Source organism: Rhodopseudomonas sp. AAP120, assembly GCF_001295845.1.
Classification (GTDB): Bacteria; Pseudomonadota; Alphaproteobacteria; order Rhizobiales; family Xanthobacteraceae; genus Rhodopseudomonas.
This window is the reverse complement of the sequence record NZ_LJIC01000074.1, coordinates 91,136-105,200: the sequence shown is the minus strand read 5'-3', so window position 1 is coordinate 105,200 and position 14,065 is coordinate 91,136. Positions and strand designations below refer to the sequence as shown.

The 14,065-nt window shown below is 69.0% G+C and carries 16 protein-coding genes; 10 read left to right on the top strand and 6 right to left on the bottom strand.

Annotated elements, in window-relative coordinates; all coding sequences use genetic code 11:
• Positions 1-144 precede the first annotated feature (144 nt).
• The 4 genes from IP86_RS13740 to hemP are packed head-to-tail and all read right to left on the bottom strand — an operon-like array spanning position 145 to position 3,159.
• Complete coding sequence (locus IP86_RS13740) at positions 145-933, bottom strand: heme ABC transporter ATP-binding protein (protein ID WP_054163090.1); 789 nt, start codon at positions 931-933, stop codon at positions 145-147.
• Positions 930-2,012 carry a FecCD family ABC transporter permease gene (locus tag IP86_RS13735; protein WP_054163089.1) on the bottom strand — a complete coding sequence of 361 codons (1,083 nt, stop codon included), beginning with the start codon at positions 2,010-2,012 and terminating at the stop codon, positions 930-932. The genes IP86_RS13740 and IP86_RS13735 overlap by 4 nt, the downstream gene beginning before the upstream one ends.
• Positions 2,009-2,962, bottom strand: coding sequence for a heme/hemin ABC transporter substrate-binding protein (locus IP86_RS13730; protein WP_054163088.1), 954 nt, complete (start codon positions 2,960-2,962; stop codon positions 2,009-2,011). The genes IP86_RS13735 and IP86_RS13730 overlap by 4 nt, the downstream gene beginning before the upstream one ends.
• Entirely contained in the window at positions 2,959-3,159 is a 201-nt protein-coding gene (gene hemP, locus IP86_RS29380) for a hemin uptake protein HemP (protein ID WP_054163087.1), read from the bottom strand. The genes IP86_RS13730 and hemP overlap by 4 nt, the downstream gene beginning before the upstream one ends.
• Positions 3,160-3,472: 313 nt before the next feature.
• Here hemP and hutW point away from each other — a divergent pair, with 313 nt between their 5' ends.
• The 8 genes from hutW to IP86_RS13685 all read left to right on the top strand — a co-directional run bounded on the left by hutW (position 3,473) and on the right by IP86_RS13685 (position 11,077).
• Complete coding sequence (gene hutW, locus IP86_RS13720; protein ID WP_054163086.1) at positions 3,473-4,897, top strand: heme anaerobic degradation radical SAM methyltransferase ChuW/HutW; 1,425 nt, start codon at positions 3,473-3,475, stop codon at positions 4,895-4,897.
• A 35-nt stretch (positions 4,898-4,932) separates the two neighbouring features.
• On the top strand, positions 4,933-5,595 hold the full coding sequence (locus IP86_RS13715) for an SDR family oxidoreductase (protein WP_054163085.1): 663 nt from the start codon (positions 4,933-4,935) through the stop codon (positions 5,593-5,595).
• Between the two features lie 175 nt (positions 5,596-5,770).
• A complete protein-coding gene (locus tag IP86_RS13710; RefSeq protein ID WP_054163084.1) occupies positions 5,771-8,095 on the top strand; it encodes a TonB-dependent hemoglobin/transferrin/lactoferrin family receptor in 2,325 nt (774 codons plus the stop codon).
• 59 nt (positions 8,096-8,154) lie between these two features.
• Positions 8,155-8,487 carry a heme-degrading protein HmuQ gene (hmuQ, locus tag IP86_RS13705; protein WP_054163103.1) on the top strand — a complete coding sequence of 111 codons (333 nt, stop codon included), beginning with the start codon at positions 8,155-8,157 and terminating at the stop codon, positions 8,485-8,487.
• A gap of 15 nt (positions 8,488-8,502) precedes the next feature.
• The gene (hutX, locus tag IP86_RS13700) at positions 8,503-9,030 is read left to right on the top strand and encodes a heme utilization cystosolic carrier protein HutX (protein WP_054163083.1); all 528 of its coding nucleotides are present in this window, start codon (positions 8,503-8,505) and stop codon (positions 9,028-9,030) included.
• Between the two features lie 52 nt (positions 9,031-9,082).
• Positions 9,083-9,814, top strand: a complete 732-nt coding sequence (gene exbB, locus IP86_RS13695; RefSeq protein WP_156332499.1) for a tonB-system energizer ExbB — start codon at positions 9,083-9,085, stop codon at positions 9,812-9,814.
• Positions 9,815-9,818: 4 nt separating this feature from the next.
• The gene (exbD, locus tag IP86_RS13690) at positions 9,819-10,253 is read left to right on the top strand and encodes a TonB system transport protein ExbD (RefSeq protein ID WP_054163081.1); all 435 of its coding nucleotides are present in this window, start codon (positions 9,819-9,821) and stop codon (positions 10,251-10,253) included.
• A complete protein-coding gene (locus tag IP86_RS13685; RefSeq protein WP_054163080.1) occupies positions 10,250-11,077 on the top strand; it encodes an energy transducer TonB family protein in 828 nt (275 codons plus the stop codon). Before exbD ends, IP86_RS13685 begins: the two co-directional genes overlap by 4 nt.
• A gap of 17 nt (positions 11,078-11,094) precedes the next feature.
• Here IP86_RS13685 and IP86_RS13680 read toward each other — a convergent pair whose 3' ends face one another.
• Complete coding sequence (locus tag IP86_RS13680; RefSeq protein ID WP_054163079.1) at positions 11,095-12,084, bottom strand: Bug family tripartite tricarboxylate transporter substrate binding protein; 990 nt, start codon at positions 12,082-12,084, stop codon at positions 11,095-11,097.
• A 222-nt stretch (positions 12,085-12,306) separates the two neighbouring features.
• On the opposite strand from IP86_RS13680, the gene IP86_RS13675 reads away from it, so the two are divergent.
• Positions 12,307-13,068, top strand: coding sequence for a cytochrome c oxidase assembly protein (locus tag IP86_RS13675; protein WP_054163078.1), 762 nt, complete (start codon positions 12,307-12,309; stop codon positions 13,066-13,068).
• Positions 13,065-13,559, top strand: coding sequence for a CopD family protein (locus tag IP86_RS13670; RefSeq protein WP_054163077.1), 495 nt, complete (start codon positions 13,065-13,067; stop codon positions 13,557-13,559). Before IP86_RS13675 ends, IP86_RS13670 begins: the two co-directional genes overlap by 4 nt.
• Here the strand turns inward: IP86_RS13670 and IP86_RS13665 are convergent.
• The gene (locus IP86_RS13665; RefSeq protein ID WP_054163076.1) at positions 13,523-14,005 is read right to left on the bottom strand and encodes a DUF2231 domain-containing protein; all 483 of its coding nucleotides are present in this window, start codon (positions 14,003-14,005) and stop codon (positions 13,523-13,525) included. The two genes, IP86_RS13670 and IP86_RS13665, sit on opposite strands and share 37 nt — an antisense overlap.
• Between the last annotated feature and the right edge of the window lie 60 nt (positions 14,006-14,065).

Genomic DNA, 14,065 nt, shown 5'->3' with positions numbered 1-14,065 from the left:
GGGGGGGGGGGGGGGGCGGACGCGGGCTCAGTGCCTGGGGACCCCCACCCCCGACCCCTCCCTGCAAGGGGGAGGGGAGCCATCACCGCGTCGCCTGATATCTGGATGTCTAAGTTCTACAGCCACCTATTCGACGTCGTCAGCCTACACCGTCGCCAATTCCGGCAGCACGAATGGGCTGCCGGCCGGGTCTGTGCGGATGCTCAGGTCGACGTCGAACACGCGGGCGATCAGGTCGGGCTGCATCACGGTCGAAGGCGAGCCGTCGGCGGCGAGGCGGCCGGCGTGGAGCATCAGGATGCGATCGGCGAAGCGCACCGCGAGGTTGAGATCGTGCAGGATGGCGATCACGGTGGCGCCGTTGCGGGCGCAGCGTCTTGCGGTCTGGGCGAGGTCGAGCTGGTGGCGGATGTCGAGGCTCGAGGTCGGTTCGTCGAGCAGCAGAATGCCGGGGCCGCGCGCGGCTTCGCTGGTCCAGAGCTGCACCAGCACGCGGGCGAAATGCGCGCGCTGCTGTTCGCCGCCGGACAGCGTGGTGATGTCGCGGGCGCGGAAGTCGGCGAGGCCGACCTCCTGCAGCGCGGCGTCGATCGCCGCCTCCGCGGCACGGCCGGCCAGCTCGCCGGCACCCATCCGGACGATTTCGTCCACGGTGAACGGGAAGCTGATGCTGACGTGCTGCGCCAGCACGGCGCGGCGTTCGGCGAGCTCGCGCGGCGGATAGCAGGAGAGCTCGCGCCCGCCGAGGCGAATCGCGCCGGAGGTCGGCCGCAGGTCGCCGGACAGCATCCGCAGCAGCGTCGATTTGCCGGCGCCGTTGGGGCCGACGATGGCGATCAGTTCGCCCTGCGCGATGTCGCAATCGATGCGATCCACCAGCGTGGCGCCGCCGGTCGCAAAGCTCGCCCCGATCGCTTGCAGCCGCGCGCTCACAGCCCGACCAGCTTGCGCTGCCGCAGCAGCAGAGCGAGGAAGAACGGCGCGCCGATCGCGGCGGTGAGGATGCCGATCGGCATTTCGGCCGGCGCCACGATGGTGCGCGCCACGGTGTCGGCCGCCACCAGCATGGCGGCGCCGAGACAGGCCGAGGCCGGCAGCAGCAGCCGGTGCGACGGGCCGATCACCAGCCGCAGCAGATGCGGCACGACGATGCCGACGAAGCCGATCACGCCGCAGATCGACACAGCGACGCCAGTCATCGACGACACCAGCACGATCGACAGCAGCTTCAGCCGCTCGACATCGACGCCGGTGTGAAACGCCTCGGACTCGCCGAGCACCAACAGGTCGAGATGCCGCGCGACCTTGACGAACACCAAGAGCGCGATCGCCAGCACCAGCGCGCAGGACGACGCCTTGGCCCAGCTCGCGCCGCTGAGCGAGCCCATCATCCAGAAGGTGATGTCGCGTAGCTGGCGGTCGTCGGCCAGAAACACCAGCACGCCGATCCCCGCATTGGCGATCGCCGCGATCGCGATGCCGGCGAGCAGGAACAGCGCGATCGAGGTGCGGCCGGCGCGGCTGGCGATACGATACAGCAGGACGGTGGTGGCGAGCGATCCGCCGAACGCGGCGATCGGCAGCAGATGATCCTGCAGGAAGCGCAGCTGGCTGCCGAGCAGCTGATCGAGCAGCACGATCGACAGCGCCGCGGCGAGCGCGCCGCCGCTGGCGACGCCGACCAGCGCCGGGTCGGCGAGCGGATTGCGAAACAGCCCCTGCATCAGCGTGCCGGCTGCGGCCAGCAGCGCGCCGACGATCGCCGCGGTGACGATACGCGGCAGCCGGATCGACCACAGCACCATCTGGTCGCGTAGCGCCGGCGCATTGCCCTGCGCATCGTGCAGCAGCAGCGCGGCGGGCAGCCGCGACAGCGGAATGCCGGCAGCGCCGACGGTCAGCGCCGTCGCGGCGGCGATGAGGAACAGGATGAGTAACACCGCGAGCGTCGCGCCGGTGCGCGGCCGGAACGACCGCGCCACACACCTGCGGCCGATCTCCATCACGCTCATGAGCGGCAGTCGGCGCTCGCCGCCTTCGGGTTGAAGCCGCCGGCCTGCGCCGCGAGCTGCGGATACAGCGCGGCGGCGACGTCGCGCGCCGCGGCGGGCGTGCGCGGGCCGAAGCCGAGCAGATACAGCCCGTCCATCGCCAGGAAGGCGCGGTTGGCGCCGGCCGGTGTCAGCGCGAACGCTGGATGCGCATAGAACGCGTCGGCCTCGAAGGAATCGCGGCTGCGCCGGATGGTGATCACGGCGTCGGGTTTGGCGGCGACGATCGCCTCGTCGTTGATGGTCTTGTAGCCGTCATAGCCGTCGATCGCGTTGACGCCGCCGGAGAGTTCGATGATCTCGTTGGCGGCGGTGTTGCGGCCGGCCGCCATCGCCTGGCCGTTGACCAGCGACATCACGAACATCACCCGCGCCGGCCTGGTGATCCTGGCGCGCAGCGATCGGAGCTGATCGAAATCCTGCGCGACCGCATTGGCGAGGCAGGTCGCGCCGGCGTCGGCCTGCATGGCGTGGCCGATCAGCCGGATCTTGTCGAGCAGGCCCTGCTCGGTGAAGGTCTCGGGGATCGACACCAGCGGGATCTTCGCGGCTTCGAGCGCCTGCATGGTCTGCTTCGGACCGGCGCTGTCCATCGCCAGGATCAGCGTCGGGTTCAGCCCGATCACGCCTTCGGCGGAGAGCTGACGCAAGTAACCGACGTTCGGTTTGTCCTTCACCGCCTCGGGCGGAAACGTGCTGGTCGAATCCACGCCGACGATGCGGTGACTGAAGCCGAGCGCGACCAGCACTTCGGTGATGGCGCCGCCGACCGCGACGGTGCGGGAAGAGTCGCTGATCATCACGTCGCGGCCGTGTGCGTCGCGCACCACCGGGCCGCCGCCGTGAGCGGGCAGCGGCAGTATGAGCGTTGCGGCGAGCAGCGCCGCGCCGAGCTGGGCCGCGCGGGTCATTTGGTCAGGATCAGCTTGTTCTGCGACGTCAGGCGCAGCCGGTATCTGTCGTCGCCGTGCGCGATCACGATCTCGCGGCCGAGCGAAAACAGGTCGCGGCTCTCGACCTGATTGTCGATCATCATAATGGCGCGCCGGGCCGATGGGTCGTGCGGGCCGGCTGGCGCCGGGGTGCCGTGCGTTGCGCGTTCGATCATGAGTCCGCCGCCGATCAGTTGAACTATCAGTCGCCGTTATAGGATCATCCCGCGGGAATGTGTCTTATAATCACTTTAAACGTGTGGTGCGTCGCTTGACGCCTCGCGGGTGCGGCTTCAAGTTCGCCGCATGGGTGATCCCTCGATTGGTCGCCTTGTAGTTCGGCCAGCCAGCTCCCTGCGATCCGCAGCGCCCGCCAGCTCCTCATTGAAGTTGTGATTGGAATCAGGATGGTCGTGCCGGCCAGCACCTGCGCGGCGCTGCGTTCGCCGGCGCATCGCTGCCGCACGCCCTGAGGCGGAGCGGGGGACGATGACGCGGATGTTGAAAGCCCAGATGGGCGGCGGATCGTCGCAGGTCGGGCACGGACGGCATCCGGCGCAGAGCGCCGCGGTGCGCGTCAGCGATTACTTCGTACGCGTCGGCTGCGATCCGCTCACCGAGGCGTTCGAGCGGCGCTCGTTCTCGCCGCCATGGCGCGGTAGCCGGCCGATCGATGCGGAGAATGTCGACACCGTGATGCAGCGCGTGTTCGCGACGCCGCGCGACGAGACCGCGGTGGCGTATCTGCACGTGCCGTTCTGCCAGACGCATTGTTTGTTCTGCGGCTTCTTCCAGAACGTGTGGCGGCCCGAAGCGGGGCCGGCCTATGTGGACGATCTGCTCACTGAGCTCGCCGCCAAGGCTCGGGCGCCGCTGGTGGCGTCGGCGCCGATCGACGCGGTGTATATCGGCGGCGGCACGCCGTCGGCGCTGGCGGCCGACGATCTGGCGCGGCTGGTCGAGGGCCTGCATCGCTATCTGCCGCTGACCAGCGACTGCGAGATCACGCTGGAAGGCCGCTCGTTCGGCTTCGACGTTGCCAAGGCCGCCAAGGTGGCGGACGCCGGCGTGACGCGGCTGTCGATCGGCGTGCAAACATTTGCCACCGAGGTGCGGCGGCGGCTCGGCCGCAAACTCGCCGGGCCGGAGGTGGCGCTGTTCCTCGCCGAGCTGGTGGCGCTCGGCCGCACCGCGGTGGTGTGCGATCTGATCTACGGGTTGCCGGGCCAGACGCGCAGCGACTGGAGCCGCGATATCGAGACCGTCGACGAGATCGGGCTCGACGGCGTCACGCTCTACGCCCTCAACATGTTTCCCGGCGGGCCGATGGCGATGGCGGTCGAGAAGGGCAAGCTGCCGGCGCCGCCGACGGCGGGCGGGCAGGCGCGGATCTATGCGGACGCGGTGGAGCGGCTGACGGCGCTCGGCTGGCTGCAGGTGTCGCAGTCGCATCTGGTCCGCTCGGCGCGCGAGTTCAACCGCTACAATTCGGCGATCAAGCGCGGCGTCACCTGCCTGCCGTTCGGTGCGGGGGCCGGCGGGCAGGCGCACGGCGTGCGCTGGCGCAACGTCATCGATCTGGCGCAGCGCCGCGACATGATCGCGCAAGGGCAACAGCCGGTTGAAGGCGTCGCGCTGGTGCCGGCCGATCATGCGGCGCATGCGATGATCGCGGCGGGGCTGGAATCCGGCCAGCTCGATCTCGCGGCAGTCGAGAGCATCCGCCCCGGCTTCCGCGTCGCGGTGGCGCCGCTGCTGGCCAATTGGACGGCGGCGGGGCTCGGCAATCTCAGCGGCGACGGTTTCCGCCCGAGCTGTGCGGGCTCGTTCTGGATCAGCAACCTGACCAGCGGCCTGCTGGCAGGGCTGCAATCCGCCGCGCTCGGCGATGCGCATGGCTGCGGCATCGCGTAGGATCGCTCCGCAATGACGAAGCGCGGGACGGACGCATGAAGATCCTGATATTCGGCGCGACCGGCCGCACCGGCCGGCCCCTCGTGGCGCAAGCTGCGGCGCGCGGCTGGACCGTCCACGCCGCCGGCCGCGATGCCGGGCGGCTGCTCGACCTCGTCGGTGCGGCCGATTCGTCGGTCGTCGATCTCGGCGATCCGGCTGCGGTCGCCGCGGTGGTGAAGCTCGCCGCGCCGGACGTCATCGTGTCGTCGGTCGGCGGCACGCTGCCGGACGGGCGGCTGGTCGACGAAGCCGGCAACGACGCGATCTCGGATGCGGCGGCGCGCTGCGGTGTGCGCCGCGTCATCCAGATCTCGTCGCTCGCCTGCGGTGATAGCCGGCCATTCGCGTCGGAGCGGATCATCGCGGCGATCGGGCCGGTGCTGGACGCCAAGACCCGCGCCGAGGATCATCTGCGCGCGCTCGATCTCGACTGGACCATCATCCGCCCCGGCGGCCTCACCGAAGGCGAGCCGACCGGCAGCGGCGCGCTGTATGCCGATCCGCGCGTGCACGGCCGCATCACCCGCGCCGACCTCGCCGATCTGGTGCTGCGCGTTGTCGCGACTCCTGCGACCATCCGGCTGATCCTGTCGGCCGTCGACCGGACGACGCTGCCGGCCGAGCCGGCGGATATCCGCGAATTCGCGGACGCGTAGTACGCGGCCGCCGCGCTACTTTATAATCACTTTAATCCGCAACCCTGCGGCGTTGACCCTGGGGTTGTGCTTGGTTACGAAAATGCAATCCGTTGGCGATCGCCGACGTTCTGCCAGCCAGCCGCCTTCGGGCGAGCCCGCCAGCCGCAATCAACATCACTCGATCGGGGCTGTCATGGTGGGGCTGGGTTCGCGCGTCTGTGCGCTGTTGTTATCTGTATCGGTGGTCGCGCTGGCGACGCCTGTCGCGGCGCAGACCGCGGCGCCGGCCGATCCCAAGAAACAGAAGCCGGTGGCGCGCGCGTCGGCGCCGAAGCCGCAGGCCGCGGCTTCCAAGCCGCGCGACGCCTATGCGCAGGCCGGCGTCTCGACGCAGTCGCTCGATGCCATCACCGTGGTGGCGACCAAGACCGAGGAGCGCGCCATCGATGCGCTGGCGCCGGCCAGCGCCATCACGGCCGGCCAGATCCAGCAATTGCAGCCGAACCGGCTGCAGGACATCTTCGTGGCGACGCCGGGCGTGTCGTTCCAGGATCGCGGCGACGATCCGTCGACCGCCATCAACATCCGCGGCCTGCAGGATTTCGGGCGCGTCGGCGTGGTGGTGGACGGTGCGCGGCAGAACTATCAGCGCTCAGGCCACAACGCGCAGGGCTCGTTCTTCCTCGATCCCGAACTGATCGGCGGCGTCGACGTGGTGCGCGGGCCGAGCGCCAACATCTACGGCTCGGGCGCGATCGGCGGCGTGGTGTCGTTCCGCACCAAGGACATCGAGGACGTGCTACGCGCCGGCGAGCGCTGGGGCGTCGATATGACCGGGTCCTACGGCAGCAACAATGCCCGGGGGCTCGGCTCGATCTTCGGCGGCGTCCGCGTCGATCCCACGGTGGATGTGTTCGGCGGCGCGCTGTATCGCACGCAGGGCAACTACAAGGACGGCGCCGGCACCGAGATCGGCAACACCGGCAACGACATCGCCGGCGGCCTGTTGAAGCTGACGGTGCGGCCGGCCGAGGGCCACGAGATCAAGATCGGCGGCCTGTTCCAAAACTACAATTACGACATCGGCCAGTTCAACCGCGGACCGGTGCTGACCGCGGCGCAGCGTGCGCTGTATCAGGGCTCGTCGGTGTACGATTCCAACGTGCGTAACTCCACCGGCACGTTGAGCTGGAGATATTCGCGGCCGGACGACATGCTGTTCGACTGGAACATCAGCCTGTACGGCAACCGCACCGACAACGACCAGACCAAGACCTACCACAACTCGACCAGCGGCTCGGCCTATTGCGGCGCCGGCAATTTCGGCAACAACATCTCCGGCTGCGTCGGCGACCAGCGCGGCTACCGGCTCGACACCATTGGCATCGACGCCAACAACACCACGCGGTTCGAAGTGGGTGACTGGCGCACCGCCGTGACCTACGGCGTCGACGCCTTCAACGACAAGGTCACCACCTGGGATTCGCGCGGCAATTCCAACGTCACCACGCCGAGCGGCGAACGCACGGTGTCGGGCGGCTTCGTCCAGCTCAAGAACAATTACGCGAGCTGGCTGGAAGTGATCGGCGCGGCGCGGTTCGATCATTACGAACTGACATCCGCCGACACCACCGCGAGCGGCAGCCGGCTGTCGCCGAAGATCACCATCGGCGTCACGCCGCTGGCCGGGATCACGCCCTATGTCAGCTATGCGGAAGGCTACCGCGCGCCGTCGATCACCGAGACGCTGATCTCGGGCGCGCATGCGACCGGCGGCGGACCGGCGCTGTTCACCTGTCCGGGCGGCACCTCCGGCCTGTTCTGTCTGATGCCCAATGCAGGACTGCGGCCGGAGGTCGGCAAGAACAAGGAAGCCGGCCTCAATCTCAAGTTCAACGACGTGTTCCTGGCCGGCGACAGCTTCCGCGGCAAGATCAACGCGTTCCGCAACGACGTCGACAACTACATCGATCTGGTGGCGTCGGCCCCGCAGGTGTCGAATCTCGGCCCCAGCTTCGGGCTCTACAGCAAATACTATCAGTATCAGAACATCCCGCGGGCGCGGATCGACGGCGTCGAGGTCGAGACCGCCTACGACGCCGGCCTGTGGTTCGTCGGCGTGTCGGCCTCGGTGCTGCGCGGCACCAATCCGGACACCGGCCTCGGCCTCGCCTCGGTGCCGTCCCGCAAGGTCGTCACCTCGGGCGGTCTGCGGCTGCTCGACCGGCAGCTGACGATCGCAGCGCAATGGGCGTCCTACGCGGCCAACACCAATCTGCCGTCCGGCTATCTGCCGGCGACGTCCTACGATCTGGTCAACCTCAACGTCGCCTATCGGCCGACCGCCGACGTGACGCTGAGCTTCTCGGTCGACAATCTGCTCAACAGCTACTACCGGCCCTACGCGATTCCGGGCTCGTCGACCGATGGGACCACGCAGAACGACGTGCTGTTCAGCAGCCCCGGGCCGGGCATCGTCTACAAAGGCGGCATCAAGGTGCATTTCGGCGGAGCTTAAAACGATGCCCGCCGCAACATTCCGCGGCGGGCCAACCATCCATCATGCAGGGGGACGAGATGTTTATTGCGATGAACCGGTTTCAAGTGAAGCACGGCGCCGAGCCGGCCTTCGAGGCGATCTGGCAGTCGCGCGAATCCTATCTCAGCGAAATGCCGGGGTTCGTCGAATTTCATCTCCTCAAGGGCCCGCAGGCCGAGGACCACACGCTGTATTCGACCCACACGACGTGGATCGACAAGGAGTCGTTCGACGGCTGGACGAGGTCCGAGCAATTCCGCCGCTCGCATGCGCGCGCCGGCAACGACACCGGGCAGAGCCTGTATCTCGGCCATCCTCGGTTCGAGGGTTTCGAAGTGCTGCGGACCGAGCGCAACTCGGTCGCGGCCTGATCAGGAGACAGCATCATGGCGATATCGGTCGTGAAATCCGCCGCCGCCGATCTGAAGGCGCAGATGGCCGAGAACCCGGCCGCGGTGATCGAGGATGTGGCGCGGCAATGGGGCGTGGCGCCGCGCGAAGTGATCGAGGCGTTGCCGGCCGGCATGGCGCGGCTCGGGCCCGGCGCCGGCTTCGTGGCGGCGATGAACGACATCGCGAGCTGGGGCGAGGTAACGCTGATCGTGCACAGCGACGACGCGATCTTCGAATTCACCGGCGCGGTGCCGCCGGGCGAGATCGGCCGCGGTTACTTCAACCTGTCGCAGCCCAAGGGGCTGCACGGCCATCTGCGCCACGACAATTGCGGCGGCGTGGCGTTCGTCGAGCGCCCGTTCATGGGCAAGGCGAGCGCCTTCGTGGCGTTCCTCAACCACAGCGGCGGCATCATGTTCAAGGTGTTCGTCGGCCGCGATGAGCATCGCGAACTACGCGCCGACCAGCTGGCGCGATTCCGCGCGCTGGCCGATCAGCTCGGCGGGGAGAGCGTTGGCTGATCGCGACCATATCGCGCGGCGCTGCGGCGTCGCCGCGCTGCTCGGCGGGCTGATGCTCGCGCCGGGACGCGCGGCTGCGGCCGCCGAGATGGTGACGCTGCCGCGCGACCTGTCGCCGTGGGGGATGTTCGTCGGCGCCGATGTGGTCGTCAAAGCGGTGATGATCGGGCTGGCGCTGGCGTCGCTCGCCGCCTGGACGGTGTGGCTTTCGAAGTCGATCGAACTGCGCCGCGTCGCCGCGCAGGCGCGACGCGGACTAAGCGTCCTGGAAAACGGCACGACGCTGGGGCAGGTCGAGGCCGAGTGCGGCGAGGCGAGCGATGCGGTGTCGCAGATGATCCGCTCGGTCGCGCGCGAGGCCAGCCTGTCGGGCGGGCTGCAGGATGACGGCTTTGCCGACCGCGTCGCGCTGCGGCTGGAGCGCGTTGAGGCCGCCGCCGCGCGCCGCATCGCGATCGGCACCGGGCTGCTCGCCAGCATCGGCGCGGTGGCGCCGTTCGTCGGGCTGTTCGGTACGGTGTGGGGTATCATGAATGCGTTCGTGGGAATTTCGAAAGCCAACACCACCAATCTCGCGGTCGTGGCGCCGGGCATCGCCGAGGCGCTGCTGGCGACCGCGCTGGGCCTGGTCGCGGCGATCCCCGCAGTGGTGATCTACAATCATTTGTCGCGGCGCATCGCATCCTATCGGGCGCTGCTCGGCGACGCCTCGGCGCAGCTGATGCTGCTGATCAGCCGCGAAGCCGCGCGCCCGGCGGCGCGGCCGGCGCGGGCCGTGAGATAGGCCGATGGGCGCCAGGCTCGGCACACGTCGCGCCGGCGACGAGGAACTCGCCGAGGCGCACGAGATCAACGTCACGCCGTTCATCGACGTGATGCTGGTGCTGCTGATCATCTTCATGGTGGCGGCTCCGCTCGCCACTGTGGACCTCGGCGTCGATCTGCCGGCCTCCACCGCCGCGCCGCAGCCGCGGCCGGACAAGCCGGTGTTGGTGTCGCTGAAGTCGGATTTGTCGCTGGCGATCGGCGAGGACAGCGTGCCGCGCGACGGACTCGGCGCCGCGCTCGCCGCTGCGACGCACGGCAACAAGGACGAGCGGATCTTTCTGCGCGCCGACAAGGCGGTGAGCTATGGCGAGCTGATGGCGGCGATGAATCTGCTGCGCGACGCCGGCTATCTCAAGGTCGCGCTGGTCGGACTCGACGGAGGAGGGGAGCGATGAATGCCTGCGCGCTGCATGCCTTCCCGGAGCGCAGCGGCGCGTCGCGCTGGCTGCTCTCCGCCGCGGTGATCGTCGGGGTGCATGCCGCGGCGGTCGCCACCGCGCTCGCTATCTATGTGCACGATCAGACGCCCGGCGAGGCGACCCCGGTGGTGATGATCGATCTGGCGCCGGTCACCGCCGCGCCGCAGGCGAGTCCGCTCGATCTCGCGCCCGGCCCGACCATGCAGGAGGCCGAGGCGCCCAGCGCCGAGCCGGAGCTGACCACGCAGGCCGCAGTGACGCCCGAGATCGCGCCGACGCCCGTGCAAGAAAACGCGCCGGTGCCGCTGCCGCCTGAGTCGAAGCCGGCGCCGCAGGCCGAGGCCGACAAGCGCGCGCCCGACAAGCCCAAGCGCGTGACGCCGAAGCCGCAGCGTCTCGCCAAGCTGCATCCGTCCGAGCAGCCGCCGGCGCCGCGCAGCAGCGCCGCGCCGAATGTCGAGCGGCGGGCGCGCGACGCGATGGCGGCAGCGGCCGGCGCGATGGCGGCTGCCGTGCTGCCGTCCTATCGGCAACGTCTCGCCGCGCATCTGCAGCGCTTCAAGCGCTATCCGGCCGAGGCCCGCGCCGCCGGCCAGCAGGGCACCGCGACGCTGAACTTCACCGTCGGGCGCAGCGGGCAGGTGCTCGGCGCCAGTCTCGCGCGCTCGTCCGGCAACGCGGCGCTCGACGCCGAGACGCTGGCGATGGTGCGCCGCGCCGAGCCGCTGCCGCCGTTTCCGCCCGAGCTCAATCAGGCGTCGCTGCGCATCTCGGTGCCGGTGAGTTTCTCGGTCCGATAGACGCGCAGCATCGCGGCTCAGGCCGGCTGCAGGCCGAGCGCCTGCGCGCTCTCCAGCCAGACTGGGAGCTCGCGCTGATACAGCTCGTTGCTCTCCTTGGCGCCGAGCGCCGGTTCCAGCATGAAGGTCGCGAGCGCGGCTTTCACCTTCGGATCGTCATTGGCGGCAACGCACAGCTTGCCGAGCCGCTCGACGATCGGCTGCGGCGTCGCCTTCGGCACCGCAAAGCCGGTGAAGCCGCTGACCTTGAAGAACTTCGCGGTCGCGCCCTGTTCGGGCAACGTCTTGATCTGCGGCAGCGCGTCGACCTTCTTGGAGTTCACTGCGAACACCGTGCCGCGGTCGCTTTCCAGCACCGGCTTGGCAGCCGTGTAGCTGCCCATCGCGACGTCGAGCGAGCCGTCGAGCATCCCGGTCCACATCGGCGCTTCGCCGCGATAGTGAATCGGCTCGATCGTCAGGCCGTACTGCTTGTTGAGCTCGTTGATCGTCATGTGCGGCGCCGAGCCGGCGCTATAGGTGCCGAAATTGACCTTGCCGGCCTTGCGGGCGAAGGCGACGAAATCATCCAGGTTCTTGATGTTGTGCTTGGGATTGGCGACCAGCAGCAGGCCGCCACCGGGGATCGCGCTGACCAGCGTCAGATCCTTGTCCATGTCGTAACCGGGGTTCTTCATCATCACCCGGTTCATCATGTAGGTGGTGGAGATCGAGCACAGCAGCGTGTGGCCGTCGGGCTCGGCGCGCGCGACTTCGGCGGTGCCGATCGAGCCGGAGGCGCCGGCCTTGTTCTCGATCACCACGGTCTTGTCGACCTGCTTGCCGATGTAATCGCCGAACGCCCGCGCCAGCAGATCGGTCTGGCCGCCCGCCGGATAGCTGCAGATCAGCCGGATCTGCCGGCTCGGCCATTGGGCCTGCGCCGAGGCGCCGCGCGCCACGAACGGCAGCGCCAGCGCTGTGGTGCCGGCCGCGATGAGACGGCGGCGCGTGATGATTACAGACATTGGTGGTCCTCCCTGTTTTTTCAGCGAGGCTAGCGCAAGGTTCCGGCCCCAGCCATCTCGCGCCGATGTGACCATTTGCCACCACGCCGATTTGCATCCCGCAGCGCGGCACCGCGTTGGCGATCCGGGCAACTCGCGATTTCCGGAGCTGATCTTGCACGTCTCGACGACGCGACTGCGTCATGCTTTTGCCAATCCAGCTGCGCGCAGGACCTGGACGCGATGACGGTGCCGTATTGCGGCGCCGCGCCGCTGCCGGCCGAGTGGCTGAGCCGCTGGAATCTCGATCCGGTGCTGATCGTCGCGCTCGCTTGCGGTGCGGCGCTGCATCTCGGCCTGCTGATGCGGGAGCGCACGCACGACCGAAACGTCAGGCTCGTGCTGGCCGGCAGCGCGTGGGCGCTGATGGCGCTGCTGTTCGTGTCGCCGCTGTGCGCGCTGACGTCGGCGCTGTTCTCGGCGCGGGTCGCGCATCACGTCGTGCTGGTCGCGGCGGTCGCGCCGCTGCTGATTCTGTCGCTGCCGCAGCGCCTTGCGCGGCTGCCGATGCCCGGCCTCGCCGGCAGCGCGGCGTTTGTGCTGCACATGGTGCTGCTGTGGCTGTGGCATGCGCCGGAGCCGTATGCGGCCGCATTGGCCGATCCGCGGATGTTCTGGGTGATGGAGCTGAGCCTGCTCGGCAGCGCGTTGCTGCTGTGGGGTGCGGTGTTGGCGCCGGCGGCGCGGCTCGGCGGCGCACTGGCGCTGCTGCTCGGCTCGGTGGTGCAGATGGGGCTGCTCGGCGCGGTGATCACCTTCGCGCGGATGCCGCTGTACGACGCGCATCTCGGCGTCACCACGCCGTGGGGGCTGTCGGCGCTGCAGGATCAGCAGCTCGCCGGGCTTATCATGTGGGTGCCGGCGGCGATCCCCTATCTGATCGCGGCGCTGATGCTGCTGGTCGGCCGGTTCGGCGCGGGCCTCGCCGATGAACCCGCGCGATGATCGCGTGGCTCAAAGCCATCCATATCGCCGCGTTGATCGTCTGGTGCGGCGGGCTCCTGGTGCTGCCCGGCCTGTTCGTGCGGCGCGCCCGGCTGCAGAAGAAGGACGCCGCCGAGCTGCATCGCCTGACCCGGACGCTGTTCATCGGCATCACCTCGCCGGCCGGCTTCATCGCGGTGGTGGCGGGGACCGGCCTGCTGTTCGCCCGCGAAGTGTTCGCCACCTGGATGATGCTGAAATTGGTCGGGGTCGGACTGCTGGTGATCATCCACATCCGCGCCGGCCATGTGATCCTGAACCTGTTCGAGGACAACGGCCGCTACGCGCCGTGGCGACGCTGGACGATGACGGCCGCGACCTCCGCGGTCATCACCGTGATCCTGGTGCTGATCCTGTCGAAGCCGGCGATCGAGGGCAACGACGTGCCGGCGTGGCTGCGCACGCCGGGCGCGCTTCAGTCCTCTTTCGAAACCATGATGCCGACGCCGTGATCGAACACCAGCTTGCCGCCGTGCCATCCCGCCAGCGCCACCAGCACGGTGCCGAGCGCCGACACCATCAGCCCGACCGGCAGCACGTTCTCGTGGTCGACCAGCCGCAGGCCCCAATTGGCGCCGGCGACCGACACCAGCGATACGCCGGCGATCGCGTGGGTCCAGCTGGTGGTGCGCTGGCGGATGCCTTCGACGGCGAGCAGCTCGGCGGTACCGGCGATGGCGGCGGCGACGCCGAACCAGAACGCGAAGCCGCTGGCCCACAGCCCGGCCCGCGTCCAGAACGGATCTGCGCTCCACCAGTAGAAGATGTCGCAGCCGAGCGTCGAGATCACCAGCGCGATCGGGAACGCCACCAGCATGGCGTGGACCGGATGGCCGGCGAGTGCGATCACCGAGTTGGTGTCGTAGCTGCGGATTTCTTCGACGACGGATTTCGGCATGCGGCACCTCTTCGCAGGCTAATGCGGCGAGGGCGCGTTCGGTTCATCGCGGCGAGTGTC

Bases quoted from the DNA above. Each gene is read 5' to 3' on its own strand.
- IP86_RS13735 (WP_054163089.1), bottom strand. From the start codon at position 2,012: ATGAGCGTGATGGAGATCGGCCGCAGGTGTGTGGCGCGGTCGTTCCGG.
- IP86_RS13730 (WP_054163088.1), bottom strand. From the start codon at position 2,962: ATGACCCGCGCGGCCCAGCTCGGCGCGGCGCTGCTCGCCGCAACGCTC.
- hemP (WP_054163087.1), bottom strand. From the start codon at position 3,159: ATGATCGAACGCGCAACGCACGGCACCCCGGCGCCAGCCGGCCCGCAC.
- hutW (WP_054163086.1), top strand. From the start codon at position 3,473: ATGACGCGGATGTTGAAAGCCCAGATGGGCGGCGGATCGTCGCAGGTC.
- IP86_RS13715 (WP_054163085.1), top strand. From the start codon at position 4,933: ATGAAGATCCTGATATTCGGCGCGACCGGCCGCACCGGCCGGCCCCTC.
- IP86_RS13710 (WP_054163084.1), top strand. From the start codon at position 5,771: ATGGTGGGGCTGGGTTCGCGCGTCTGTGCGCTGTTGTTATCTGTATCG.
- hmuQ (WP_054163103.1), top strand. From the start codon at position 8,155: ATGTTTATTGCGATGAACCGGTTTCAAGTGAAGCACGGCGCCGAGCCG.
- hutX (WP_054163083.1), top strand. From the start codon at position 8,503: ATGGCGATATCGGTCGTGAAATCCGCCGCCGCCGATCTGAAGGCGCAG.
- exbB (WP_156332499.1), top strand. From the start codon at position 9,083: ATGCTCGCGCCGGGACGCGCGGCTGCGGCCGCCGAGATGGTGACGCTG.
- exbD (WP_054163081.1), top strand. From the start codon at position 9,819: ATGGGCGCCAGGCTCGGCACACGTCGCGCCGGCGACGAGGAACTCGCC.
- IP86_RS13685 (WP_054163080.1), top strand. From the start codon at position 10,250: ATGAATGCCTGCGCGCTGCATGCCTTCCCGGAGCGCAGCGGCGCGTCG.
- IP86_RS13680 (WP_054163079.1), bottom strand. From the start codon at position 12,084: ATGTCTGTAATCATCACGCGCCGCCGTCTCATCGCGGCCGGCACCACA.
- IP86_RS13675 (WP_054163078.1), top strand. From the start codon at position 12,307: ATGACGGTGCCGTATTGCGGCGCCGCGCCGCTGCCGGCCGAGTGGCTG.
- IP86_RS13670 (WP_054163077.1), top strand. From the start codon at position 13,065: ATGATCGCGTGGCTCAAAGCCATCCATATCGCCGCGTTGATCGTCTGG.
- IP86_RS13665 (WP_054163076.1), bottom strand. From the start codon at position 14,005: ATGCCGAAATCCGTCGTCGAAGAAATCCGCAGCTACGACACCAACTCG.